The sequence below is a fragment of the Chiayiivirga flava genome (assembly GCF_014202825.1).
GTDB classification, from domain to species: domain Bacteria; phylum Pseudomonadota; class Gammaproteobacteria; order Xanthomonadales; family Xanthomonadaceae; genus Chiayiivirga; species Chiayiivirga flava.
Genome location: NZ_JACHHP010000003.1, coordinates 98,716 through 123,538 on the forward strand (window position 1 = coordinate 98,716; position 24,823 = coordinate 123,538).

The window sequence follows — 24,823 nt, forward strand, 5'->3', positions numbered from 1 at the left end:
GCATGTTAACGCGCGCAGCGGTGCGATGTCGCTGCGCGCTACGCGCGCAGCGACGCCCGACGATCACCACACCGACACGCGATCCTTCTCCGCGCGCAGCATCGACGCCTTGCCGACCTTGCACTGGAAGCTCTCGGCGAACGGCGTGAGATTCGACAACGGTCCGTTGACGCGATACTTCGCCGGCGCATGCACGTCGGTGGCGACGAGCAGCTGCAGTTCCTCGTCGGTGTAGTTGCGTCGCCACACCTGCGCCCACGACAACCAGAAGCGTTGCGCCGGGGTCAGTCCGTCGACTTTCTGCGTCCCGGGATTGCTTGCCTGGAACGCGGCCCACGCGGTCTGCAGGCCGGCGAGGTCGGCGATGTTGGACCCGAGCGTGAGGCGACCGCTGACCTTCACCGGGCCGAACGCCGAGTACGCGTCGTACTGCAGCTCCAGCGGCTTGGTGCGCAGCGCGTAGGCGTTCGCGTCGGCGGTCTCCAGCCACGGCGCGATCCTGCCGCCGGCATCGAAGGTGCTGCCGATGGTGTCGTAACCGCGCATCAGTTCGTGGCCGACCAGCGCGCCGAGTGCGCCGTAGTTCAGTGCGGCGTCGGCAGCGGGATCGAACAGCGGCGGCTGCAGGAATCCCGCCGGCAGCACCAGCTGGTTGCGCGCAGGGTCGTAATAGGCGTTGACCACGTGTGCCGGCTGCGGCCACTGCCAGTCCTCGCGCGGTTTGTCGACAGTCGCCATCAGGCGCTTGTGCACGTACGCGATGATGGCGAGCACATTACCGGCATAACTGTCGCGCGACAGCGTCAGTCCTTCGTAGCCCGGCCCGTGTTCGGGCGCGCCGATCTTCAAGTCGAGCGCATCGATCTTCGCCAGCGCCGCGGTGCGTGCCGCCGTGCCGAGCCACGGCGCCCGCTCGATCTGCGCGCGCTGCGCGGCGCGCACCGATTCGACCAGCGCCACCGCTTTCGCCTGCGCATCGGCCGGCAGGTACTGCTGCGCATAGCGCTGGCCGAGCGCGTACCCGAGCAGGGCGTCGACGCTGTCGCGCACCCGGCGCCAGCGCGGCAGCGCCTCCTTGGTGCCGCGCAGCGTGCGCAGATACAGCGCCTCGTGTGCCTGCACGAACGGCGACGAAAGATACGGCGCAAGCACATGTGCCACGTGGAAGCGCAGATACGCGCGCCACTGCTCGAGCGGCACTGCGGCGAGCGCGGCGCCGGCTTCGGTGAAGAACGAGACGTGCGCGAGCGACACGCTGTCGACCTTCCCCAGCCCTTGCGCCTTCATGAACTTGCGCCACTCGAACGCAGGGAAGGTCTTGTCCAGTTCCTTTACCGCGACCAGGCGGTAGGAATTGCCCGGATCGCGCAGCTGCAGCAGCGTGAGCGACTGGCGCGCGAGGCGCGATTCGATCGCCAGCACCGCATCCGCCTCCTGCGCGGGGTTTGCGCTGCCGCTCAGCGTGAGCAGGCGCTCGACGTAGGCCTCGTAGGCGGCGAGCAGGGTGCGCGTGTCGTTGTCCTCGCGCAGGTAATAGTCGCGGTCGGGCAGGCCCAGGCCACCCTGGGTGATGTAGGCGATGCGGCGCGAGGGATCCTTCAGGTCGTCGTTGATGCCGAAGTCGAACAGCAGCGGGAGTCCGCGCGCGTGCAGATCGGCGATGGCCGGGGCGAGATCCTTCGGCTTTCTGATCTTCGTGATGCGCTCGAACAGCGGCGCGAGCGGTGCGGCGCCGGCTGCCTCGACGGCGGTCTCGTTCATGCCGCTGGCGTAGAGATCGCCGAGCAGGCGCGTGGTGTCATCGTCGGCGGCGCTGGTCGCCGCCTCCAGCAGCGCGCGTTGCTGCGCGATGCCGCGCAGCTGCAGTTCCTCGAACGTGCCCCAGCTGCCGTGGCCCTGCGGCACCGGATTGGCCTTGAGCCAACCGCCGTTCGCGTACTGGTAGAAATCGCTGCAGGCCGCGACGTTGCCGTCCAGATTGCGCGCATCGAGCCCGCGCTCGTTGGTTTGCGCAGTTGCGGCCGCGGCGGCCGAAATCAGCAATGCGAATTGCAATGGGCGGAACACGCGCATGGACGCTCACGGAAGGGAAAGACGGACGATTCTAACAGGGCGCGTCGCCGTGCCCGCTTCCGTTCCAGACCCCGCTCGCGTAGGCCTGCACTGCTGGGGCGCGGCGACAGGCGCATTCGTGCCGCGGCAACGATGCAACGGACTTTCGCCGCCTCCGCGACATGCGGAATGCAAGCCGCGCTCGTCGCATTCTGCACGCGTTGCGTCGCCAAACGGAGTCTCTAAGATCGCCGCGATCGCGTGACCCCGGCGCGAAGAAGACTCAGGAGATCATGCATGCGTCCAGCCCTGTTACACGCCGCACTTGCACTGTCGCTCGGCGGCATCGCGACCGTCGCGTCCGCCGCCGACGACGACCGTTTCACCTTCCGCGCCAGCGCGTTCGACACCGATGCGAGCATTCGCGTCGGCGCCAACGGCACCGTCGGCAACGAGGACATCAACGCCACGTTCGACGACGTGGGTGTCATCGACGGCAGCGAAACGGCGCTGCGGTTCGAAGCCGTCTATCACCCCGCCGAACGGCATCGCGTGGCGCTCAACTACTACGACCTCGAGCCACGCGAGTCCTACGTGCTCGACCGTGACATCGGCTTCGAGGAGTTTCCCGAATACACCCTGCCGGCCGGCAGCCGGGCCGATGTCGGTATGGACTTCAAGCTCGCCACGCTGATGTACGAATACGCCTTCGTCGAAAGCGACACGTGGACGGTCGGCGGCCAGGTCGGCGTGCATTGGGCGCAGCTGATGGCGTTCGGCAGCGTCGACATCCCCGACATCGCCAGCGACCGCGTCGAATGGAAGCGCACGAAGCGGGCGATCGCGCTCGGTGCACGCGCGCAGTATCGGCCGAGCGACCGCTGGCGTTTCGGTCTGGAAGTGCAGGGCTACGACACCTCGTGGGGCAATTTCGTGTCCGAGAACGGACACTTCGAGCGCGCCGGGTTGCTCGCGGAATACCGCTTCACCGACACGTTCGGCGTGCATGTCGGCTACGACTGGTTCCGCCTGAAGCTGCGCGACGTGGCGGCCGACGAGGACGAGTACTACTCGGTGCTGCTCGACGGCGAACTGAAGGTGCACGGGCCGACGGCGGGACTCACGCTCGCGTTCTGAGCACGCGCCTCCGCGGCTTCGCCGATGCCCGAAACGCAACAGGCCCGGACGGTGTCCGGGCCTGTTGCGTCGAGCCGTGGCAGGTGCTGTGTCGTCAGTCTTCGAAGCTGTCGGAGAACAGCATGAAGTCGACCGACAGCACACTGTCGGCGCAGAAGTTGTTGCTTTCGATCGACTCGTTTTCCACCGCATTGTCCGGATCGATCATGCAGCCGCCCTGTTCGCGAGGATTGGTGTAGGACCCGAGGCTCTGCGGAAGGACCGGAAGGGTCACCGTCGCGCTTGCGCCCGGCATGAAGGACAGCGCGCTCGTCGCCGTGCAGACGAGATCGAAATTGGCGATCTGACACGATGCGGTGCCGCTTACCTCCGGACTGTTGCCTCCCGCAACCAGGCTCAAAACGGGCAGGCCGTAGGCGACATCGACGTCGGGAAGTCGGTCCAGCAATATGCGATCGCCGGGCGCGAAATCCGCGGGCGCGGTGGCGGCCGGGTCGTTGCGCAGCTCGATGATCCAGTTCCATCCGTCGATGTCTGCCGCCTCGTTGTCGGTGTCGTTGGTCTTTGAGATCTGAAGATCGCTGAGCAGAAGATTCACGCTGGTTGCAATGGTTGCGGTGTTGTTGCCGGGCGCGATGTCGGAGATGTCCGGCGAATCGACCGTCGCGCTTGCGACGACTTGCGGCGGAGACCCTGCGGCAGGAACGACGCGCAGCGAAACCTCCCGCATGGCCCCGGCCTCGATGTCTCCCAGATCGCACTCGGGATAACCGAGTGGGTCATTGACGCAGCCGATCGTTCCGACGACGTCGATGCCCGGAGCGAACGGGCTGAATTCGATCGAGGCGCCGGGCGCCGGTAGGGCGGACTGGTTGGACACGACGATTGTGTGATCCAGAGGCATCCCTTGCGTGACCGGATTCGGAGTCGATTCCATCGAAATGGACAGATCGGGATTCAACGCAGGACGGTTGATGGAGAATCGCACAGAGAAACTCAGGCTCTGGCCGGGCCCGAGCACACGATTGCTCCATTGCACGCCCGACGTGTAGTCGCTGTCGCCGGACGGCACCGAGCTCTCGAAATCGTCCAGGGAATCGTCGTCGAGCGCGAAGAAGACATCGTCAGGCCCGATGGTACGGATCGCGAAACGATCCGCGTCCTCCGCGTAGTAGTAACCTACGTCGCCGAATTCGTCGTCGAAACGCATCGTCGGCGTGTCCCCCGATGCGATGAGTTGGGCGGTGTCTCCCACACCGGATCCCCCGACATCCATGTCGATCACATGGAATACGTCAAGGGTCACGGGTTCGGACAGGCTCAGATTCTGTACCGTGAGCCGCATCACGACCGAGCCGGACGGCGATCCCGTGATGTTCTGGCCACCGATCACGGTGCTCGTCTCGACAGCGCGGAACAGTCCTCGTCCCGCGACATCGTTCCATTGCATTTCCGACACCGCGCCCTCGTACTGTTGGACGTCGGGCTTGGGAAGAAAGGTCTCACGCGTATCGTCGCCGACACGGAAGGCCCAGCCTGTCTGGTACACGTGATCGTTCGTGGGAGTCTGCGAGACGCCGGTCAGATCGGCTGCCGGCGTCGAATCCCATGGCGATTCGCCGCGGATGAACGTGGCATTCCCGTCATTGATCGCGCCTTGCGCGTGGACAAGGCCGGACGCTGCGGCCAGCAAAACGGCAACAAAGGATGCACGGTACATGGGCGACACTCCGGAATGAGGGCTTCCGGAAGACGTTCGGGATGCCAAGGGCCCAGGGGTCGCGCGTCGGACACCACTAGGCGGCGTCGATGCACCGCCGGTCGGGCGCGGCCCGTTGCTCGCCGCCAGTGACGGCAGGCAACGGAGGGCACGGGCACGCCGTGTGCGCGGCGTGCCGTTGCCCGGTTTTCGCCGCTTGTGCTACCAGATCAGGATCTGCTTGTCCCCGCCGCGCACCATCGGCTGCCCGGGCTTGCACGCGAACGCCTGCGCAAACGCGCCCATGTTCGACGGCGCGCCGATGGCGCGGAAGTTCGCGGGCGCGTGCGAGTCGGTCTTGAGGCGCACCTGCAGCTCCTCGGGCGTGAAGTGGCGGCGCCACACCGTGCCCCAGTTCATGAAAAAGCGCTGGTCCTGGGTGTAGCCGTCGATCATCGGGTCCTTGAAGTCCGGTCCCTGCGCACGCTTCATTGCATCGTGCGCGACCGCAAGACCGCCCAGGTCGGCGATGTTCTCGCCCAGTGTCAGCGTGCCGTTGACCTTCGCGCCGGGTGCCGCCTCGTAGTCGTCGAATTGCGCAACGAGTTTGGCGGTGAGTTCCTCGAAGCCCTTCTTGTCCTCGTCGGTCCACCAGTTCTCGAAGTTGCCGGTGGGGCCGAAGCGGCTGCCCTGATCGTCGTAGCCGTGGATCATCTCGTGTCCGATCACCGCGCCGATGCCGCCGTAATTGAGCGCGTCGTCGGCCTTCGGGTCGAAGAACGGCGGCTGCAGGATCGCCGCCGGGAACACGATCTCGTTCTGCTGCGGGTTGTAGTAGGCGTTCACCGTCTGCGGCGTCATGCCCCACTCGGTACGGTCGACCGGCTTGCCGATCTTCGCCAGGTTCCACTTGTAGTTGTATTCGATCGCCGCGGCGACGTTGTCGACGTAGCTCTCGCGCGAGGTCTTGAGGCCGGACCAGTCGCGCCACTTGTCCGGGTAACCGATCTTGGGCGTGAACGAAGCCCACTTCTCGAGGGCCTTCTTCTTGGTCGCGGGGCTCATCCACTCGAGATTCTCGATGCGCGTCTTGAGCGCGGCGCTGAGATTGCCGACGAGTTCCTCCATGCGCGCCTTCGATTCGGGCGGGAAGGCCTGCTTGACGTAGGCCTGGCCGAGCGCCTCGCCGGCCATGCCGTTGAGCGTGTTGAGCGTGCGCTTCCAGCGCGGCAGCTGTTCCTTCTGGCCACGCAGGGTCTTGGAGTAGAAGTTGAAGTTCTCCGTGGCGAACGCATCGCTCAGGAACGGCGACGCGTTGTCCACGGTCTGGAAGCGCAGGTAGGCGCGCCAGTGCGCGGGGTCCTCGTCCTGCAGCATGGTCGAGACTTCCTGGTGGAACTGCGGAATGGCAAAGGAGAACATCGCCGGCACCGCGACGCCCTGCGACTGGAAGAACGTCGTCCACGGAAAGTTCGGCGTGAGCTTGTCGGCTTCGGCCGGTGTGATCGGGTTGTAGAACAGCGACACGTCGCGCGAGAGTTCCTCGCTCGACTTGGACACCTTTGCCAGGCGCGTTTCGAACGCCATCACGTCCGTTGCCTGCGACGCGGCCTCCGCCGCCGGCACGCCGGACAGTTCCAGCACCTTGGCGATGTGCTTGACGTAGGCCTCGCGCTGCGCGGCCTTGTCTTCGTCGAAGTAGTAGTCGCGGTCCGGCAGGCCGAGTCCGGCCTGGGCGACGTAGGCGATCTGCATCGACGAATCCTTGAAATCCGCCGACGGGCCGAAGCCGAACAGGAAACCGCGGCCGCGCGCGTAGTTGGCGCGCAGCCAGTCAGCGATCTCCGCGCCCGAGTCGAGCGCGTCGATGGCGGCGAGATCGGCCTCGAGCGGTTCGATGCCGAGCGCGTTCGCGCGCGCCTCGTCCATGCCGGTGGCCCAGAAGTCGCCGACGATGCGGTCGATGCTGCCGGTTGTGGCGTCGCCCTTTTTCGCGATGGCCGCGGCGATTTCCGCCTGCACCTGCAGCGAGCGCTCGCCGATCACCTCGAAGCTGCCCCAGGTCACGCGATCGCCGGGAATCGGGTTGGCCTTGAGCCATTTGTCGTTGACGAAGCGGTTGAGGTCATCGCATGCGGCGATGTCGCCGTCGAGTTGGCCGGCATCGAAGCGGATCGGTTCGATCGCCGACGCCGGACTGGACACGCCGGCAGCGAGTGCGAGGCCGAGCGCGAGGCTCAACGGCGAGAGAAGCAGTGATTTCATCGGGTTCTCCAGGGGGAATCGGACGCGGCGCGTTAGGGGCCGAAGGGCAGGGCGTCGCGCGGGCACGACGCAAGGTGGCGGCATGCTAGTGGCGTGCCGGAACGGCAAGCAGTGTCGAAGGTCACGGGGGACGGGGGCCCAGGGGTTGGATCGGCGTCGATCGTTGCAGAATCGACGACGATCGCGACGCAATGTCGCAAAATTGCCCCATTGGCGTGGCACACTGGGCGCATGTCGCGCCTGTTCCCCATTCTACTGCCTGTGCTGCTGATCGCGCTTGCCGCGTGCGACGGCGGCGACCGCCAGGCGTCCGTTGCCGTGCGGGAGACCGCCATGCCCCCACCGGCCGTACCCGCGCTGCGGGTGATGACCTACAACACCTCGCTGTTCGACGCCACCGATGGCGCGCTGATCGCGCGTCTAGCGAGCGGCGACGACAATGCGCGCCGCATCGCGGCGGTGATCCAGCACCTGCGCCCGGACGTCCTGCTGCTCAACGAATTCGATCACGACAGCGCGGAGCGTGCGGCGGAACTCTTCCAGCGCGAGTACCTGGAAGTGCCGCAGGCGGGCCAGGCGCCGCTGCGCTACGACTTCCGCTTCAGCGCGCCGGTCAACACCGGCGTGCCGAGCGGGCTCGACCTCGACGGCGACGGCGCCTCCGACACGCCGAACGATGCCTGGGGCTACGGCAGGCATCCGGGGCAATACGGTCTGCTCGTGCTCTCGAGGTACCGCATCGACGCGGCGGCGGTGCGCAGCTTCCAGCACCTGCGCTGGGCCGCGATGCCGGACGCGCGCAGGCCGTTGCGCGAGGACGGCACGCCGTTCCACTCCGATACGGTCTGGCAGCAATTGCGGCTCTCCTCCAAGTCGCACTGGGACGTGCCGATCCATGCGCCCGGCGGCGTGCTGCATTTCCTCGTCGCGCATCCGACGCCGCCGGTGTTCGATGGCCCGGAGGATCGCAACGGGAACCGCAATTTCGACGAGATCCGCCTGTTCGCCGAGTACGTGTCGCCGGGCGAGAAGGCGTGGCTGTGCGACGACGCGGGCCGCTGCGGCGGTGTGCCGGCCGACGCGCGCTTCGTCATCGCGGGCGACATGAACGCCGATCCGTCCGATGGCGACGGTGTGCCCGGTGCGATCGCGCAATTGCTGCAGCATCCGCGCGTCGACGCCGGGTTCGTGCCGCGCAGCGCCGGCGCCGTGGCGCGCGCGCGCGGCTACGGGCTTGCGTTGCGTGGCGATGCGGCGAGCAAGACCGGCGACTATGGCCCGCGGACCGGCGTGCTGCGGCTCGATTATGTGTTGCCGTCGCGCGGATTCGTGGTGCGCGACGGCGGCGTGTTCTGGCCGACGGACGATGCCCGTGCGGCGGATTGGCTGACCGCGTCCGACCACCGCCCGGTGTGGCTCGATCTGGAGGTCGCCGGGCCCTGAGCCGGCAGCGCGCGCGCTGCGACCCTGCGACGCGATCCGCCGTCAGGTTGCAGGCGTCAGATGGCCGCGGAATCCGAACTGCGCGCCGTCGCCGCGCACCGAGACCACGAGCAGGATCATCGCCAGCGGCAGCATCAGCTCCACCTCGACCGCGTTGCCGCTTGCGTCCCGGCCCACGAGCAGCATCTCGCACAGCGCGCCGCCGGTATCGAGTTCGCTGCAGACAAGGTGCGGCGCGTGATCGCCCGGCGCCAGATAGGGCTTGATCGCCTCGCCCAGCGTCTCGACCGCCTGCGGGTGCAGGAACACGGCATACATCGGTTTGTCGCTCATGACGGGTCCCTGTCTGCGGCTGTCAGGCCGGTGGATCGAACGGGTCGAGGGTGATGCCGACGGCCGCGGCCGCGGCGCGCGCCTTGGCGCGTGCGGTGTCGATCGAGTCGCCGCGCGCCAGGGTCACGCCCACGCGGCGCTGGCCGTCCACGCGCGGCTTGCCGAACAGGCGCAGGCCGGTTTCCGGCGCCGACAGCGCATCGGGCACACCGTCGAAGCGCGGCACGCCATGGCCGTGCGCCAGCAAGGCACACGAGGCCGACGGACCCAGCTGGCGAACCCCGGGCACCGGCAGGCCGAGAATCGCGCGCGCGTGCAGCGCGAATTGCGACAGGTCCTGTGAGATCAGCGTCACGAGGCCGGTGTCGTGCGGCCGCGGCGACACCTCCGAAAACCACACCTCGTCCTCGCGGACGAACAGCTCCACGCCGAACAGCCCGTGCCCGCCGAGGGCGTCGGTGATCGCGCGCGCGATGTGCTGCGAGCGCTGCAGCGCGAGTGGACGCATCGGCTGCGGCTGCCAGCTCTCGCGGTAGTCGCCGTCGACCTGCAGGTGCCCGACCGGATCGCAGAAGGTGGTGCCGTTGCGGTGGCGCAGGGTCAGCAGCGTGATCTCGTAGTCGAAGCGGACGAAGCCCTCGACGATGACGCGGCCCTGCCCGGCGCGGCCGCCGCGCTGGGCGTGGTCCCACGCCGCATCGATGTCGGCGGCCTGCTTCACCAGGCTCTGACCCTTGCCCGACGAACTCATCACCGGCTTCACCACGCACGGCAGGCCGAGCGCCGCGACGGCGGCGCGGTAATCGTCGACGCTGTCGACGAAGCGGTACGGCGATGTCGGCAGGCCCAGCTCCTCGGCCGCGAGGCGACGGATGCCCTCGCGGTCCATCGTCAGCCACGCCGCGCGCGCGGTCGGGATCACACGCAGCCCGCGCTCGCGTTCGAGTTGCATCAGCGTCGGGGTATGGATGGCTTCGATTTCAGGCACCACGAGGTGCGGATCGACCTCGTCGATCAGAGCGCGCAGCGCGACCGGATCGAGCATGTTCAGCACGCGGCTGCGATGCGCCACCTGCATCGCGGGGGCGTCGGCGTAACGGTCGGCCGCGATGATCTCCACACCCAGGCGCTGCGCCTCGATCGCGACCTCCTTGCCGAGCTCGCCCGAGCCGAGCAGCAGCAGGCGCGTGGCGCCGGAGGTGAGCGGTGTTCCGAAGGTCATGGCGAGGCTCGTGGGTGGTGCTGCGGCATTCTAAAGCGCGGAGCGGCCGGGGGCGCGGCCGCGGCGTGCCCGAGCCCGTCGGCGGACGCCGCCGGTGCGGCACGCGATGGCGGTGGGCCCGCCGTGGGGCGTTGCGTCACTCTTCCAGCTGCGACAAGGCAAACGCGACATCGAGCTTCTCCATCGCGTCGCGCGGCTTGAGCTTGGCAGCCTTCTCGTACGCGGCGGCGGCCTCGTCCTCCTTGCGGTCGCCAAACAACAGCAACAGGCCGTTGCCGTATTCGATGTGCGCGATCGGCGAGGCCGGCGTCAGCTTCAGCGCGGTCTTCAGGTGCTCCTCGCCGGCGGCGGCCTTTGCGCCGTACGTGAGGCCGCCGATCATCGCGCCGACCTTGTTGATGATCTCGGCGTGGTAGAGCCCGAGCGCGGTGTGCGCTTCGGCGTGTTTCGGGGCGAGTTTGAGCGCCTTGTCCAGGCTTTGCTTCACCTTGCCGGCGAGTCCCTGCGACAAGGCCTTGGCGATCGAGATGCCCTGGCTGTAGCGGCCCAGCGCGAACGCGTGCCGGTAGTGGGTGTTGGCGTCGTCCGGCCAGGCCCTGGCCGCGGCGTCGGCGAGCGCTGCGAGTTGCTCGAAGCGCTTGAGCTGTTCCTTTTCGTCGTCCACGAGGTAGACCGCGTGGATCCCGCCGGCCTTCACCGCGACCGACGCACCAAGCGGGCCGAGCGCCGAGCCTGCCTCGAACGCGTCCTGGAAGTCGCCGCGGTGATGGCTGCGCCACGCGTCCTGCAGCTGCGCCGCGAGCTGGTCCGCCTGTGCGGCCTTGCCCAGGGCCGGAGTCTTCCGGATCGCGCCGGCAACGCGTGCGGCGTCGGGGAACGGTTCCGCATCGCCGCCGTGCAGCGTGTCCCACGCCTTGGCGAGTTTGTCGCCGCCGTAGTCGAAGGCCTTGCTCTCGTACGGAAACGCTGCCCAGCGCTTGCTTGCGGCCATCGTCGTTGTTCCCCCTGCGATCGAGCGTCGAGCTTCGCCCAGCGCTGCCGCGGTGGCAAGACGCGGCGCAGCGCATCGGCCTGCCGATGAGCTCCGGCACGCGGTTGCGGCGTATGCCCTCACGACGGCGAGCTGCGCTCGGGACGCGGCTCGGCGAGGACCTTGCGGGAACGGAACCCGCCATCGAGCAGGGAGCGCCATGGAAAGCCAGCACCGTCACGATCCGGCCCACGATGCGGGCACCGTTGCGGACACGCACGCCCGCACCGCCGCCTTGCTGTTCGCGCAGGTGATGCATTCGGTCACGGACCGACTCGAACCGGTGCTGGAAAAAGCGCTCGAACGTCTCGGCCGCCAGCTGTTCGCGCGTGCCGAGAGCGGGCGCGGCGGCGAGCAGCATGTCGCGCTCGATGCGCTGCGTCATCTCAACCGCACCCGTGCCGATCTGTTGCCGGAACTGCTGCGTGCCGTGCAGCACGCGGCCGACGCCATGCGCAATCCGCGCACGGCGCCCGACGCGCCCGGCGACACGCCATCCGACAGCTGGTGCCTGCTCGACAACGCCGTGGTGGAGGAGGCCGGGCTGATCGACAGCCTCGGCGGATGGCTCGAAACGCGACTGCATCTGCCGCTGCATCTGCTGGCCGAGCGCATCGGCGTCCTGTTCGGCCGCGAGGTGCCGTCGGCGCGTGCGCTCGCCTGCGGGCCGCACGCGCTGCTGTCGGCCACGCGCGCGGCCGCGCGTGCGCTCGACATGGGCTTCGAGGCGCGTTCGATGCTGCTGTCGCAGGTGGCGGCCGAGCTCGACGCAACGCTGCCGGCCTGCTACGACCTCGCGAATGCGCGTCTGCGCGCGGCCGGCGTGCTGCCCGACCTGGCCGGTTACCGGCCGAAGGCACGCATCGGCCGTCAGCGGACGACGGCCGGGTGTGGATCGAAGATGGATGCGGACGCACCTGCAGCGCCGCCAGTGACCGACACGTCCGCACGACCGCCACTCACCGGGCGGCCGCCGCTGCGGCCGTTCGCGGCGTGGCTCGATCTTGCCGACACCGGTGCCGTTCCCGCACCCGAGGCCGAGCGCACCATCTTCGACGTGATGCGGCATCTGCTCGGCGGACGGCGCGCCTTTCTCGGGCGCGGCGCCGACACGGGCGCGGTGCCGGCACACCGCGTCGACCCCGCGCAGGTGCAGGCCTCGTTGCGCGACCTGCAGCGCACATCCGCGCCCGGGCCGCAGACCCAGCCGCAGGTCGGCGCGCTCAAGCCTGCACTGATGCGGCGCCTGCAGGCCTGCATTCCGGACGGCATGGTTCCGGATCTGGACGCAGTGCAGGCGGACACCATCGAGCTCGTCGACATGCTGTTCGAGCATCTGCTGCACGACGTGGCGCCGCACGGCACCGGCGCGGCCCTGCTCGCACGCCTGCAGGTGCCGCTGCTGCGCGTCGCGCTGCAGGACAGCGGGTTCTTCACCCGCAAGCAGCATCCGGCACGTCGCATGCTCGACACGCTGGCCGACGCCGGCCTGTTCTGGCTCGACCCGGCGCACGATGGCGATGCGGCATTCGCGGCGGAACTCGACGCGCTGGTGGACGGCATCGCATCCGGCTTCGATGGCGACCTCGATGTGTTCGAGTCCGCGGCGACGCGGCTGCAGCGCCAACTGGACGAACGCGTGCGCCGTGCCGCACTGATCGAGCGCCGCCACGTGGAAGCCGAGCAGGGACGCGAACGACTGGAGCTGGCGCGTTCCGCCGCAACCAACGCCATCGCGATGGCGGTCGGCGCGCATCGGTTGCCGGCGCCGCTGCACGCGCTGCTCACCGGCGCATGGACCGATGCACTCGCGCTTGCGGCGCTGCGCGACGACCCCGGCGGCGCGCTGTTCGATCGTCGTGTCGCGGCCGCCGTGGCGCTCGTGCAACGTGCGCATTCCGCGCGTCCCGGCGTCGCGCCGGAGGCGGAGGCCGGAGGGGCCGCGCGGGCGGATGCGTCCACCCTGCGCGCGGTACTGGTCGAGGGCCTGCGTCAGGTCGGTCACCTCGAGGACGCTGCGGCAGCGCTCGCGGAGACCGCGCTCGCGCAGGCGACGGGCATGCCGGATGCCGCCTCGGGCGGCGCGGGGTCCGACACGGCGCAGGCGGAGCACGCACCGGACTTCGCGTCCGCGGCTCGCGTCTCCGGCGAGGCATCCGCTGCGGACGACGCAGCGCAACCCGTGCACGAGCGCGCGGCGTCGCCGCTGCCGCACCCGCCCGCCGCCGAAGCGGCGCTCGGCAACGAGGCCCGGCAGCATCTGGAACGCCTGCGTCGCCTGCCGTTCGGAACCTGGTTCGATCTGGACCTCGGCGACACCGCGCGGTGCCGCTGCCGCATGTCGTGGTTCAGCCCCGTCACCGGCCGCTGCCTCTTCGTCAACGCCCGCGGCCAGCGTGTGGGCGACCACACCCTCGCGTGGCTCGCGCAGGCGATGGCGGACGGGCGCGCGACCCTCGTGCGCGAGGCGCACGCATCGGTCGTCGATATCGCATGGCAGTCCATCCTCGGCGTGCTGCGTTCGCTCACCGGCGGACCGGTCGCAAGCCCGGCCTGAGCTCGCCCCGGCCACGGCGGCGGTCGTGACGCGACGCGAGCCGCCGTCGCTAGTGTGATTGCTCCAGCCTCGCTGCCTAGCATGCGTTCGGTCTTGCGACATCCCGCAGCACGGCCGGCCACGGACGGTCATCTCTCTCCCGATTCATCGAGGTAACGATCATGGTCAAGAAAGTCGTCAAACGTCCGGCGGCGACGTCCGCTCCCGCGCTCGACGCCCGCGATCTGTGGCTGGCGGGCCTCGGTGCCGTCTCCCTGACGCGCAAGCAGGGCATCCGCTTCTACGGCACCCTGCTCGAAGAGGGCCGGCAGTTCCAGGGTCGCGCCGAGGCCGCCATGGGCGATCTGCAGGGTCAGGCACGCGCCGGCGTGCAGCGCGTTCGCGCGCAGATGAACGCTGTCGTCGCGCCGCTGCGCGAGCGTGCGGAAGCGACGTTGAGCACGGTGCGGTCCGAAGTCGAGAGCCGCCTCGCGCCGGTGCTCGACAGGCTCGGCGTCAAGCGCAAGCCCGCCACGCGCGCGCGCGGCGGTGCCAAGCGCGTGGTCCGCAAGGGCAAGGCCGCGACCAAGCGCGCGGTACGCAAGGCCCGCGCCGCCTGATCGGTCGCCCGCGCACGCTGCCTGCGACGAACGCCCCGGCTTTGGCCGGGGCGTTCTGCGTTTGAGGGCCATCGATCCGTATTGCCGGCGACGCGAGACCGCGAGACCGCGAGGCCCGTTGCCTGCCTTCGATGCGGCTGCGCGAGCGCGGTCTCGCGCTCCGCGACACATCTAAGATCGGGGGCGCAAATGGAAACGCCTGCGCCGCGTCCGCATCGACACCGCACAGGCCGCGCGATCAGGGGCGCAGATACGCCTGCGCCAGCGTGTTGAGATGCAACCGCTCCGCATCGCGCAGGAACGGCGCCAGCAGCATCATCACCTGATGGATGCCCAGACGGATCGCTTCCTGCTCGTCGCGTTCGCCGCGCACGGCGCTGAAATTGAGCCAGAACGTCGCGATGACGAGGATGTTGTTGGCGGTGGCCGTGAGTTCGTCGTGCGACGCGCGCATCACGCCGGCCTGCACGAGGCCGCGCATCACCCCGGTGGCGTTGTCGGTGGCGCGCTTCATGATGCGCGCGAAGTGCATGCGCAGCTTGCGGTTGCGGGTCAGGATGTCGACGAGGTCGCGGTACAGGAAGCGGTATTCCCAGATGCACTCGTAGACCAGGTGCAACTGCAGCCAGATATCCTCCAGCCCGGGCAGGCGGTCGCGCGGTGCCATCAGCGCGCGGTCGATGCGCTCTTCGTACAGCGCGAAGAGCTGCTCGATGATGTCGTCCTTGTTGCGGAAGTGGTAGTAGAGATTGCCCGGGCTGATCTCCAGCTCGTCCGCGATGTGGTTGGTGGTGACGTTGGGTTCGCCGCGGGCGTTGAACAGCGCAAGGCTGGTCTCGAGGATGCGTTCGCGCGTGCGTCGGGCCATCGTGCGGAGCGGGGGCGTCGGCCTGCGGCGGGCGCGGCGCGGCTCAGCCGCGCAGCTTCTTCACGAGGTCGACGTACTTTTTCTGCGCCTCGTCCGGCGCGGTGCCCTTGAGCTTGCTCCAGGCCTCGTGCTTGGCCGTGCCGACGAAATCGAAAAAGCCGGGCTTGGGGCCGTTGACGTCGCCCTCGGAGCCTTGCTTGTAGAGCGCGTAGAGCTTGAGCAGGGTGTCGTTGTCGGGACGCTCGCTGAGGTCCTTGACGTCCTTGGAGGCTTGCTCGAACTGGGCTTTGAGATCGGCCATGACGGGCTCCGGCTGCGTGACGATGCGCCGACGCGCGGCGCTGCGACGGTTAGAGTACACGCGGGGCGCGCATCGGGGAACGGGTGCGGCGGGGCCGTTCTGCGGACGCGCGCGCGTCGCCGCGTACGGGGCGACGGTGCGTCTGCACAGAGGAGACTTGCGGCGACACGCCCCCCGTGTCGCGGATCGCCGGCGCGTCCGGCGAGGACGTGCCGCCTACTTCATGCGGTACGTGATCCGACCCTTGGTCAGATCGTACGGCGTCATTTCCACCTTCACCTTGTCGCCGGTGAGGATGCGGATGTAGTTCTTGCGCATGCGGCCGGAGATGTGTGCGGTCACTACGTGGCCGTTCTCCAGCTTCACGCGGAACATGGTGTTGGGCAGGGTCTCGAGGACCGTGCCTTCCATTTCGATCGAGTCGTCTTTGGACATTCGTGCTCGGGGCGGAGGCTCGGGATGGGCGGCAGGGCCGCAGATTGACGGAACATTATGCCACGTCGCCCGGTCCCAGACCAGTTCGGCGCCGCGCGGACCTACGCGCGGCACGCGGCGCGGCCGTTCAGGCGAGCGAGGCGGCGTCGAACGGCGCGATCGCGTCGCACCACGGCGCCACCGGCAGCCGTCCCGGCTCGGCGTGCCGCAGGTGGTGCAGGTAGCGCGAGCGCGCCATCGGTTGGGCGCCGAGGCGCGCGAGGTGCGGATTGGGGACCTGTGCATCGAGCAGGTCCACCCCGTGTCCCGCCAGCACGCGGCAGATCGCCGCAAGCGCCACCTTCGATCCGCCGCTGCGCGCGCTGAACATCGATTCGCCGCAGAACACGCCGCCCACCGCCACCCCGTACAGGCCGCCCGCGAGCTGGCCATCGGCCCAGACCTCGGCGGAATGCGCGTGGCCGAGTCGGTGCAGCGCGCCGTAGGCCGCCTGCATCGCCTCGGTGATCCAGGTGCCGCGCTGGCCCGCGCGCGGCGCGGTGGCACATGCGGCAACGACCTGCGCGAAGGCACGATCGAACGTCACCGTCCATGTCGATCCGCGCAGCGTGCGCCTGAAGCGACGCGGGAGTGCGAAGCGCCCGGTGTCGAACACGCAGCGCGGATCGGGCGACCACCACAGGATCGGCTCGTCGTCCGAGTACCAGGGAAAGATGCCGTGGCGGTAGGCGTTGAGCAGACGGCGCGGCTGCAGATCGCCGCCGAACGCGAGCAGGCCGTCGGGTTCGTGCAGTGCCGAATCCACCGGCGGAAACGGCGCGTCCGGATCGTCGGACAGACGCGGCAGGCGCAGGCTCACGGCGGGGCGGGCGTTTCGGCGCGGAACGGGGAATGCGCGAGCACAGCGTCGCGGTAGCGATGCACCGAGTCGCGCTCGTCCGCGCACCAGCCGCGCAGTGCGTCGGCGAAGTCGGTGTCGGCGATGAAGTGGCGGCTGTGGGTGAGCACGGGCAGGAAGCCGCGCGCGATCTTGTGCTCGCCCTGCGCGCCCGGTTCGAAACGCGTCAGGCCTTCGCGCAGGCAGTAGTCGATGCCCTGGTAGTAGCAGGTTTCGAAGTGCAGGCCGGGGGCCGCGTCGTCGCTGCCCCAGTAGCGGCCGTACAGCGTGTTGCCGCCGCGCAGGCACAGCGCGCCGGCCACCGTGCGGCCGTCGCGTTCGGCGAGGATCAGCACGAGCCGGCGCGGCAGCGTGCGGGCGAGGTGCCGCAGGAAATCGAGCGTGAGCGCCGGCGAGTTGCCCTTCTCGGCGAACGTCGTCAGGTAGAACTGGTGCATCGCGAGCAGGTCTGCGGCGGTGGCCTCATCGCCATGCACCACGCGGAAGCCGAAGCCGGCGCGGGCGACCTTCTCGCGTTCCTGCCGGATGGCCTTGCGACGCTTGTGCACGAACGCGTCGAGGAAGTCCGGGAAGTCGCGCCATCGCGGCGTGCCGTCGGCGCCGTTGCGCCAGTGGAACTGCACGTCGCAGCGCGACAGCCAGGCTTCGCCGGCCAGCGCGTCCTCGTGCGCGGGCAGGAAGTTGATGTGCGCACCCGACATCCGCGTGTGCGTGGTCTGCGATGCAAGCGTGTCGAGCAGGAGGCGTCGCGTCGCGTCGTCGCGCGCCAGCAGTCGCGGACCGGTGACGGGCGAGTAGGGCACGCCGAGCAGCCATTTCGGATAGTAGGCGCGACCGTAACGCTGCCACGCGGCGGCCCAGGCGTGGTCGAAGACGAACTCGCCGTGCGAATTCATTTTTTCGTAGCCGGGCACGGCGCCGATCAGCGCATCGCCGTCCCACAGCGTCAGATGCTTCGGCGTCCAGCCCCAGCCGGGGCGCAGGCAGCCGGTGGTTTCGAGGCCGGCGAGGAAGGCGTGTTCGACGAAGGGGTTGCTGCGGTCGTGCAGCGCGTTCCAGTCGGCTGCGGGAAGGTCTTCGAGAGAGCGGAACAGGCGCACGGTGGTCATGGCGTGCGGACGCCCCCTTCCGGCTGCCGCCTTCTTCCGCTGTGTGGGAGAAGGGCGCTTCGACGACGGCTCCGCAGGGGGGAGCCGTTGCCTGCTTTGCTGCGGGCGAGCGCGGAAAACTCGATGGCGGTTCCACAGACAACCTGTGCGGCCAAACTCGCCGCGTTGCACGCAATCGATGCAAGCGCGCATGTCTCGGCATGCGCGGGGCGCGACGGCGCGCGTGCCACGCGATCAGCCGTCCTTGTCGAGGAACTTCTCCGCATCCAGCGCCGCCATGCAGCCGAAGCCGGCGGAGGTGATCGCCTGGCGATACACCTGGTCCGCGACGTCGCCCGCGGCGAACACGCCCGGTACGCTGGTGGCGGTGGCGTTGCCGTCCAGGCCCGTGCGGATCGTGATGTAACCGTTCTTCATGTCGAGCTGGCCGTCGAACAGCGTGGTGTTCGGCGTGTGGCCGATGGCCACGAAGAACCCCTGCACCGCGATGTCGCGCGTGCTGCCGTCCTTCACCGAGCGGATGCGCATGCCGGTGACGCCGGAATCATCCCCGAGCACTTCGTCCACGGCGTGGTCCCAGACAAGCTCGATCTTGCCGGCCTGTGCCTTGGCGAACAGCTTGTCCTGCATGATCTTTTCGGCGCGCAGTTTGTCGCGGCGATGCACGAGATACACCTTGCGCGCGATGTTCGACAGGTACAGCGCCTCCTCGACCGCGGTGTTGCCGCCGCCGATCACGGCCACGTCCTGCTCGCGGAAGAAAAAGCCGTCGCACGTCGCGCAGGCCGACACGCCCTTGCCTTTGAACGCCTCTTCCGACGGCAGCCCGAGATACTTCGCCGTGGCGCCGGTGGTGATGATCAGCGCGTCGGCGGTGTACTCGCCGTTGTCGCCCTTGAGCCGGAACGGACGGCGCGAGAGATCGGCCGAGTGGATGTGGTCGAAGATGATCTCGGTGTCGAAGCGCTCGGCGTGCGCCTGCATGCGCGTCATCAGGTCCGGGCCGAGCAGACCGTGCGCGTCGCCGGGCCAGTTGTCGACCTCGGTGGTGGTCATGAGCTGGCCGCCCTGCTGCAGCCCGGTGATCATCACCGGCTTGAGGTTGGCGCGTGCGGCGTAGACCGCGGCGGTATAGCCGGCCGGGCCGGAACCCAGGATGAGGAGGCGGCAGTGCTTGGAGGCGCTCATGTATACTCGTGCGGTGGATTTTTCGGGAAGGGTGTTGCGGTTCGCCGCAGGCTTTCGATGCCCGGAAGGCACGCGCGGCGGCGAGGTTTCCAGCATGAGGGCCGACCTGATCCGAATCAAGCCGCAACACTCGGTTCGGTCGCGCCGCCACACACATCGATGTGCCACGCCCGCGCCGCGTCTGCGGCGTTTTTTCTGGGCGTGGCGCGTCGCAAAGACAATTCGACTGGGAGGTTGAGTGATGCGTATCGGTATTCCGCGTGAGACCAAGACTCTGGAAGGGCGCGTGGCGCTGGTGCCGGCGGCGTGCGGCGATCTGGTGCGGCGCGGGCACGAGGTGTGGGTGGAGAAGGACGCCGGCGTGAAGAGCGGTTTCTCCGATGCGCAATTCGAGCGCGTGGGCGTGAAGATCGCGCCGGACGCCGCCGCGCTGTACGAGAAGGGCGAACTCATCGTCAAGGTGAAGGAGCCGATCGCGGGCGACCTCGCGCTGCTGCGCAAGGACCATCTGCTGTTCTGCTACCTGCATCTGGCCGCCGAACCCGCGCTCACGAAAAAACTCCTCGACATCGGCCTGGCCGGTGTCGCGTTCGAGACTGTCGAGCTCGACAACGGCGACCTGCCGCTGCTGGCGCCGATGAGCGTCATCGCCGGCCGCATCGGTATCCAGGTCGGCACGCATCTGCTGCACCAGCCGATGGGCGGCAAGGGCAAGCTGCTCGGTGGCCTGCCGTCGACCGAACGCGGCAAGGTCGTGGTGTTCGGTGCTGGCCAGGCCGGCAGCAACTCGGCCGAACTCGCGGCCTCCGGCGGCGCCAACGTGGTGGTGTTCGAAAAGCGCCAGGACCGCATGACCGAAATGATGCGCCTGGGCCCGAACGTCACGTCGCTATACCCGTACGAGGAAGTGGTGGCGCGCGAGCTCGCGAATGCCGACATCGTCGTCGGCGCGGTGCTGGTCACCGGCGCCAAGGCGCCGCACGTGGTCACGCGCGAGATGATCCGCGGCATGGAGCCGGGCAGCGTGCTGGTCGACATCTCGGTCGACCAGGGCGGCTGCTTCGAGACCACGCGCCCCACCACGTGGAAGGAACCGACGTACGTGGAAGAAGGCGTGATCCACTTCGCCGTCACCAACATGCCGGGCGCGGTGCCGCAGACCTCGTCGCAGGCGATCTGCGCCGCGATCCTGCCGTGGGTGAGCAAGCTTGCGAGCGGGCAGTGGCGCGACAGCCAGCCGCTGATGCGCGGCATCAATGTGGAAGGCGGACGCCTGGTGCATCCGGCGTTGCAGGGGATGAAGCTCTGACTCCGCGCCGCGCGCTCCGCGACTGCAAATCCCGAAGCCCGCTCCTGTCCTTCTCCCGCCGGGAGACGGTGGCGCGGCAGCGCCGGATGAGGGTTCGGGCGGAGCGGCGCGCTGGCAATCGCCAAAATAGTGTTCCGTATGAGGCCGGTGTGGACGCGAAGCGCTGAAACGGAGACCCATCGAAACAGGCGACTCAAAGTGGGATACGACAGGTAGTAACCGCGGCTCGCAATAGGTGAGTTGCAACGTCGCAACCTTCGCCGGACCCTCACCCCAACCCCTCTCCCGGCGGGAGAGGGGCTCACGTTGCGGGTTTGGGTCGGGCGCGTTGCGGAGACGGCGAGAGGGGGCATACGCGCCGCCTCGTGTTCCAGCGACAGCAGTCCATCCAACCTGCAGTAACATCAGCAATTAACCGCAACAATCTGAGGTCCGGTCTCACGGTGGCACGCGCGCAGGGTGAAGTCAGGAAAGCAGCAGCAAATCCGCATCGACGCAGGGTCTGGCGCGAGAGCCTGATCCTGCTTGTGGTGCCGGTGCTGCTGTACCTGCTCGCATGCCTGCTGAGCTTCAGCAACGCCGATCCGGGCTGGTCGCATTCGGGCAGCGTCACCGGCGAGATCCAGAACTTCGGCGGCCTGGCCGGCGCCTATTTCGCCGACATCGCGCTGTCGTTCTTCGGCTTCGCCGCGTATGCGCTGCCGCTGCTGCTCGGCCTCATCATCTGGGCCGCGCTGCGCGGGCGCGAGGGCGACAACGAGACCGCGCTGACGCCCGCGTTGCGCCTCATCGGCGTGTTCGGATTCCTCATCGCCGCCTCGGGCATCGCGCACCTGCACCACAGTCCGGCCGGGGCGGATCTGCCGGTCGGCGCCGGCGGCCTGCTCGGCCAGCTTGTCGGTTCGCTGCTGCTGCGCGGCTTCGGCTTTCTCGGCGCCACGCTGTTCGTGCTGGCGCTGCTGCTGGTGTCGGTGACGCTCGCCACCGGCATCTCGTGGTTTGCCGTGATGGACCGCATCGGCCGCTTCGTGCTCTCGCTCGGCGGGGTGCTCGGCCGCAGCGCGAACAAGGCCGACGAATGGCGCGCGGCGCGCGCGGCCAAGGCCGAGCGCGAAGAAGTGCGGCGCGAGGACACGATCAAGCGCGCGAAGCGCGAGCCGGTGAAGATCGAGCCCAAGCTGCCGCCGCCGGAAAAAAGCGAGCGTGCGCAGCGCGAGCAGCAGATTCCGCTGTTCAGCGTCAGCACGACGGCCACCGGCCTGCCGCCGCTGTCGCTGCTCGACGATCCGAAGGAGCAGCCGAAGGGCTACTCGCCCGAGACGCTCGAAACGCTCTCGCGCCAGATCGAGTTCAAGCTCAAGGATTTCCGCATCGAGGCGCAGGTGGTCGGCGTCTATCCCGGACCGGTGATCACGCGCTTCGAGATGGAACCGGCGCCCGGGGTGAAGGGCAGTTCGGTGTCGAGTCTGGACAAGGACATCGCGCGCGGGCTCAGCGTGAAGTCGGTGCGCGTGGTCGACGTGATCCCGGGCAAGAGCGTCATCGGCCTGGAAATTCCCAACGCCAACCGCGAGATCATCTACCTCTCCGAGATCCTGCGCTCGAAGGAATACGACAAGGCCGCGAGCCCGCTGACGCTGGCGCTCGGCAAGGACATCGCCGGCCGGCCGACGGTGGCCGACCTGCAGCGCATGCCGCATCTGCTGGTGGCCGGCACCACCGGCTCGGGCAAGTCGGTGGCGGTCAACGCGATGGTGCTCAGCCTGCTCTACAAGGCCACGCCCGACGACGTGCGCATGCTGATGATCGATCCGAAGATGCTGGAGCTTTCGGTCTACGAAGGCATCCCGCATCTGCTCGCGCCGGTGGTCACCGACATGAAGGAAGCCGCCAACGGCCTGCGCTGGTGCGTGGCGGAGATGGAGCGGCGCTACAAGCTGATGTCGGTGTGCGGCGTGCGCAACCTCGGCGGCTTCAACAAGAAGGTGCGCGACGCGGCCGAAGCCGGCCAGCCGCTGATGGACCCGCTGTTCAAGCCCAATCCCGACCTCGGCGAAGCGCCGCGCGAGCTCGAGCCGCTGCCGTTCATCGTCGTCATCATCGACGAATTCGCCGACATGATGATGATCGTCGGCAAGAAAGTGGAAGAACTCATCGCGCGCCTGGCGCAGAAGGCGCGCGCCGCCGGCATCCACCTCGTGCTCGCGACGCAGCGCCCCTCGGTGGACGTGATCACCGGCCTGATCAAGGCCAACATCCCGACGCGCATTGCGTTCCAGGTATCGAGCAAGATCGACTCGCGCACCATCCTCGACCAGAGCGGCGCCGAGACCCTGCTCGGTCACGGCGACATGCTCTACCTGCCGCCCGGCACCGCGATGCCCGAGCGCGTGCACGGCGCATTCGTCAGCGACGAGGAAGTACACCGCGTGGTGCAGCACCTGCGCGAAAGTTCCGGCGGGCCGAAATACCTCGACGGTGTGCTGGAAGAAGTGCAGACGATGGCCGACGGCCAGGTGATCGGCGCCACCGGGCTGCCCGAGGCCGCGCCGTCGAGCGGCGATCCGGAAAGCGACGCACTGTACGACCAGGCCGTGCGCATCGTCTGCGAGACGCGGCGGGCGTCGATTTCCGGCGTGCAGCGCCGGCTCAAGATCGGCTACAACCGCGCTGCGCGTCTAATCGAGGCGATGGAGGCCGCGGGCATCGTTTCGCCGCCGGAGCACAACGGCGACCGCAGCGTGCTGGCGCCGCCGCCGCCGCGGGATTGATCGGGGCGTCGCCGCGGTCGCAAGCACAGCCGGTGACGTGGGCCGCCGGTTGTCGCTGATCCCGCCGCGTTCGATGTTGCGGCGGTTCGTGGCGTCTCACCGGCACGACCGCGTACCGCTGTCGGCAGCAACGCGCGCGCCCACCGCATCGCAGAGCGCGCCGATCCGTCCGGATCGAGCGCGTCGTCGCGACGCATCCTTGTCCACACATGCTGTGGACAACCCTGTGCGCCGGGTTGTGGACGCACGCCTGCAGGCAAGGCGCCATGCGGGCTTGCGGCATTTCGAGCACATGTTGATCGCCCCGATGCGCGCCCCGTTTCGAGACGGCGGCGCGCATTCCCCGGAGTGCGCCCCGCCTTGTCCACACAGTCTGTGGACAACCCTGTGCGCGGGCGTGTGGACGCGCGTCTGCGAGCGAGCCCGGGTGCGGGTTTGCGGCAGTTCGATCAATTGTTGACCACGCCGCATCCGCCCACCGATGAGCGATCCCGGGGCCTGTGATGCCGGACGCCCGGCGCGGAGAACCGCGCGGGCCGTCGCGGGCGCGCGTGTCGCCACGCCCGCGATTCATCGTGGCGATGGCACACTGCGCACCCCTTCCGAGGACGCCCTCCATGCGCACGTCGTCTCGCTTCCTTCTGCTCGCCGCGGCGCTGCTGGCCAGTACGCTGCCGGCCATCGCATTCGGCGATGCGCGCACCACGCTGCAGCAGTTCACCGACGGGCTGCAGGGCCTGGACGGCCGCTTCGTGCAGCGCGTCTACGATGGCGCCGGCCGCATGAACGAGGAATCGCAGGGGCGAGTCGCGCTGTCGGCACCGCGCCAGTTCCGCTGGGAATACGCCGATCCGTTCCCGCAGCTGATCGTCGCCGACGGCGACCACGTCTGGATCTACGACCCGGATCTGGAGCAGGTGCAGGTGCGCACGCAAAGCTACGAGGAGCAGTCGAGCCCGCTCGCGGCGCTGATCGATCCGGCCGAACTCGACCGTCAGTTCGACGTCTCCGACGGCGGCCCCGGCGATGGCGTGCAGTGGGTGGTCCTTGCGCCGAAAAGCGAGGACGCGCAGTTCGACAGCGCGCGCCTGGGCTTCGCGGGCGGTCAGCTGCAGCGCATGGAAATGCGCGACGGCCTGGGCCAGCGGACCGAAATCACGTTCGACGGCTGGAAACGCAATCCGTCCTTTGCCGCGGACACCTTCCGGTTCGAACCGCCGGCGGGCGTGGACGTGATCGGCGAGGTCAAGAGCGGCGCGGAAGTGATGCCGCTTGCCGACTGATCGGCGCTGCGCAGCGTCCCGTTTCATCCGCGTGGGAAGCAAGCACTTCCGTGATATGTCGGAACAACCGCCGCAATGGCGTTTCGGAACAGCCGCAGCCTCGCCAGCCTGGATTCCTTCTCCCCGCGGGAGAAGGTGGCGGCAGCCGGATGAGGGCGCCACTTCGCAAGCTCACTCAAACGTTCGAGCAGGAGGGCCAGAAAAATCGGATCCGCTGACAGGACTCCGAAATGCCACGCGTGGCGCCCTCATCCGCCCTGCCGGGCACCTTCTCCCGGCGGGAGAAGGATGTGCACCCCTTGGGGCGCGGCGACGTTGCGCAGA

The 24,823-nt window shown here is 68.6% G+C and carries 19 protein-coding genes; 7 read left to right on the plus strand and 12 right to left on the minus strand.

What is annotated here, in order from left to right; genetic code table 11:
* Positions 1–63: 63 nt before the first annotated feature.
* Positions 64–2,073, minus strand: coding sequence for a M13 family metallopeptidase (locus HNQ52_RS08990; RefSeq protein WP_183960809.1), 2,010 nt, complete (start codon positions 2,071–2,073; stop codon positions 64–66).
* A gap of 276 nt (positions 2,074–2,349) precedes the next feature.
* On the opposite strand from HNQ52_RS08990, the gene HNQ52_RS08995 reads away from it, so the two are divergent.
* Positions 2,350–3,189 (plus strand): outer membrane beta-barrel protein, encoded by an 840-nt coding sequence (locus tag HNQ52_RS08995; RefSeq protein WP_183960810.1) that lies wholly within the window; start codon positions 2,350–2,352, stop codon positions 3,187–3,189.
* Between the two features lie 94 nt (positions 3,190–3,283).
* Here the strand turns inward: HNQ52_RS08995 and HNQ52_RS09000 are convergent, their stop codons facing one another.
* Positions 3,284–4,909 carry a DUF11 domain-containing protein gene (locus HNQ52_RS09000; protein ID WP_183960811.1) on the minus strand — a complete coding sequence of 542 codons (1,626 nt, stop codon included), beginning with the start codon at positions 4,907–4,909 and terminating at the stop codon, positions 3,284–3,286.
* 201 nt (positions 4,910–5,110) lie between these two features.
* Positions 5,111–7,153, minus strand: a complete 2,043-nt coding sequence (locus tag HNQ52_RS09005) for a M13 family metallopeptidase (protein WP_183960812.1) — start codon at positions 7,151–7,153, stop codon at positions 5,111–5,113.
* Between the two features lie 231 nt (positions 7,154–7,384).
* Between HNQ52_RS09005 and HNQ52_RS09010 the strand changes: the two genes are divergently transcribed.
* Positions 7,385–8,596, plus strand: coding sequence for an endonuclease/exonuclease/phosphatase family protein (locus HNQ52_RS09010; protein ID WP_183960813.1), 1,212 nt, complete (start codon positions 7,385–7,387; stop codon positions 8,594–8,596).
* 42 nt (positions 8,597–8,638) lie between these two features.
* Here the strand turns inward: HNQ52_RS09010 and HNQ52_RS09015 are convergent, their stop codons facing one another.
* The 3 genes from HNQ52_RS09015 to HNQ52_RS09025 form a co-directional block, all read right to left on the minus strand.
* The gene (locus HNQ52_RS09015; RefSeq protein WP_183960814.1) at positions 8,639–8,929 is read right to left on the minus strand and encodes a hypothetical protein; all 291 of its coding nucleotides are present in this window, start codon (positions 8,927–8,929) and stop codon (positions 8,639–8,641) included.
* A gap of 22 nt (positions 8,930–8,951) precedes the next feature.
* Complete coding sequence (purT, locus tag HNQ52_RS09020) at positions 8,952–10,151, minus strand: formate-dependent phosphoribosylglycinamide formyltransferase (protein ID WP_183960815.1); 1,200 nt, start codon at positions 10,149–10,151, stop codon at positions 8,952–8,954.
* Positions 10,152–10,287: 136 nt separating this feature from the next.
* Positions 10,288–11,142 carry a hypothetical protein gene (locus HNQ52_RS09025; RefSeq protein ID WP_183960816.1) on the minus strand — a complete coding sequence of 285 codons (855 nt, stop codon included), beginning with the start codon at positions 11,140–11,142 and terminating at the stop codon, positions 10,288–10,290.
* Between the two features lie 199 nt (positions 11,143–11,341).
* On the opposite strand from HNQ52_RS09025, the gene HNQ52_RS09030 reads away from it, so the two are divergent.
* Both HNQ52_RS09030 and HNQ52_RS09035 read left to right on the plus strand, forming a co-directional pair.
* On the plus strand, positions 11,342–13,738 hold the full coding sequence (locus HNQ52_RS09030; protein WP_183960817.1) for a DUF1631 family protein: 2,397 nt from the start codon (positions 11,342–11,344) through the stop codon (positions 13,736–13,738).
* Between the two features lie 161 nt (positions 13,739–13,899).
* Positions 13,900–14,337 carry a phasin family protein gene (locus HNQ52_RS09035; RefSeq protein ID WP_183960818.1) on the plus strand — a complete coding sequence of 146 codons (438 nt, stop codon included), beginning with the start codon at positions 13,900–13,902 and terminating at the stop codon, positions 14,335–14,337.
* 238 nt (positions 14,338–14,575) lie between these two features.
* Here HNQ52_RS09035 and HNQ52_RS09040 read toward each other — a convergent pair whose 3' ends face one another.
* The 6 genes from HNQ52_RS09040 to trxB all read right to left on the minus strand — a co-directional run bounded on the left by HNQ52_RS09040 (position 14,576) and on the right by trxB (position 19,136).
* The gene (locus tag HNQ52_RS09040) at positions 14,576–15,205 is read right to left on the minus strand and encodes a TetR/AcrR family transcriptional regulator (RefSeq protein ID WP_183960819.1); all 630 of its coding nucleotides are present in this window, start codon (positions 15,203–15,205) and stop codon (positions 14,576–14,578) included.
* Positions 15,206–15,248: 43 nt separating this feature from the next.
* Positions 15,249–15,506 (minus strand): acyl-CoA-binding protein, encoded by a 258-nt coding sequence (locus HNQ52_RS09045; RefSeq protein ID WP_183960820.1) that lies wholly within the window; start codon positions 15,504–15,506, stop codon positions 15,249–15,251.
* 216 nt (positions 15,507–15,722) lie between these two features.
* Positions 15,723–15,941 (minus strand): translation initiation factor IF-1, encoded by a 219-nt coding sequence (infA, locus tag HNQ52_RS09050; protein ID WP_183960821.1) that lies wholly within the window; start codon positions 15,939–15,941, stop codon positions 15,723–15,725.
* Between the two features lie 127 nt (positions 15,942–16,068).
* Positions 16,069–16,800, minus strand: a complete 732-nt coding sequence (aat, locus tag HNQ52_RS09055) for a leucyl/phenylalanyl-tRNA--protein transferase (RefSeq protein ID WP_183960822.1) — start codon at positions 16,798–16,800, stop codon at positions 16,069–16,071.
* On the minus strand, positions 16,797–17,948 hold the full coding sequence (locus tag HNQ52_RS09060) for a GNAT family N-acetyltransferase (RefSeq protein ID WP_183960823.1): 1,152 nt from the start codon (positions 17,946–17,948) through the stop codon (positions 16,797–16,799). Before HNQ52_RS09060 ends, aat begins: the two co-directional genes overlap by 4 nt.
* Positions 17,949–18,182: 234 nt before the next feature.
* Positions 18,183–19,136: a thioredoxin-disulfide reductase gene (trxB, locus tag HNQ52_RS09065; protein WP_183960824.1), complete on the minus strand. Its 954-nt coding sequence runs from the start codon at positions 19,134–19,136 to the stop codon at positions 18,183–18,185.
* A 241-nt stretch (positions 19,137–19,377) separates the two neighbouring features.
* Here trxB and HNQ52_RS09070 point away from each other — a divergent pair, with 241 nt between their 5' ends.
* The 3 genes from HNQ52_RS09070 (at position 19,378) to lolA (ending at position 24,499) form a co-directional block, all read left to right on the plus strand.
* Positions 19,378–20,445: an alanine dehydrogenase gene (locus HNQ52_RS09070; protein WP_183960825.1), complete on the plus strand. Its 1,068-nt coding sequence runs from the start codon at positions 19,378–19,380 to the stop codon at positions 20,443–20,445.
* Between the two features lie 410 nt (positions 20,446–20,855).
* On the plus strand, positions 20,856–23,216 hold the full coding sequence (locus tag HNQ52_RS09075; RefSeq protein WP_183961174.1) for a DNA translocase FtsK: 2,361 nt from the start codon (positions 20,856–20,858) through the stop codon (positions 23,214–23,216).
* A gap of 617 nt (positions 23,217–23,833) precedes the next feature.
* On the plus strand, positions 23,834–24,499 hold the full coding sequence (gene lolA / locus HNQ52_RS09080; protein ID WP_183960826.1) for an outer membrane lipoprotein periplasmic chaperone LolA: 666 nt from the start codon (positions 23,834–23,836) through the stop codon (positions 24,497–24,499).
* Positions 24,500–24,823 lie beyond the last annotated feature (324 nt).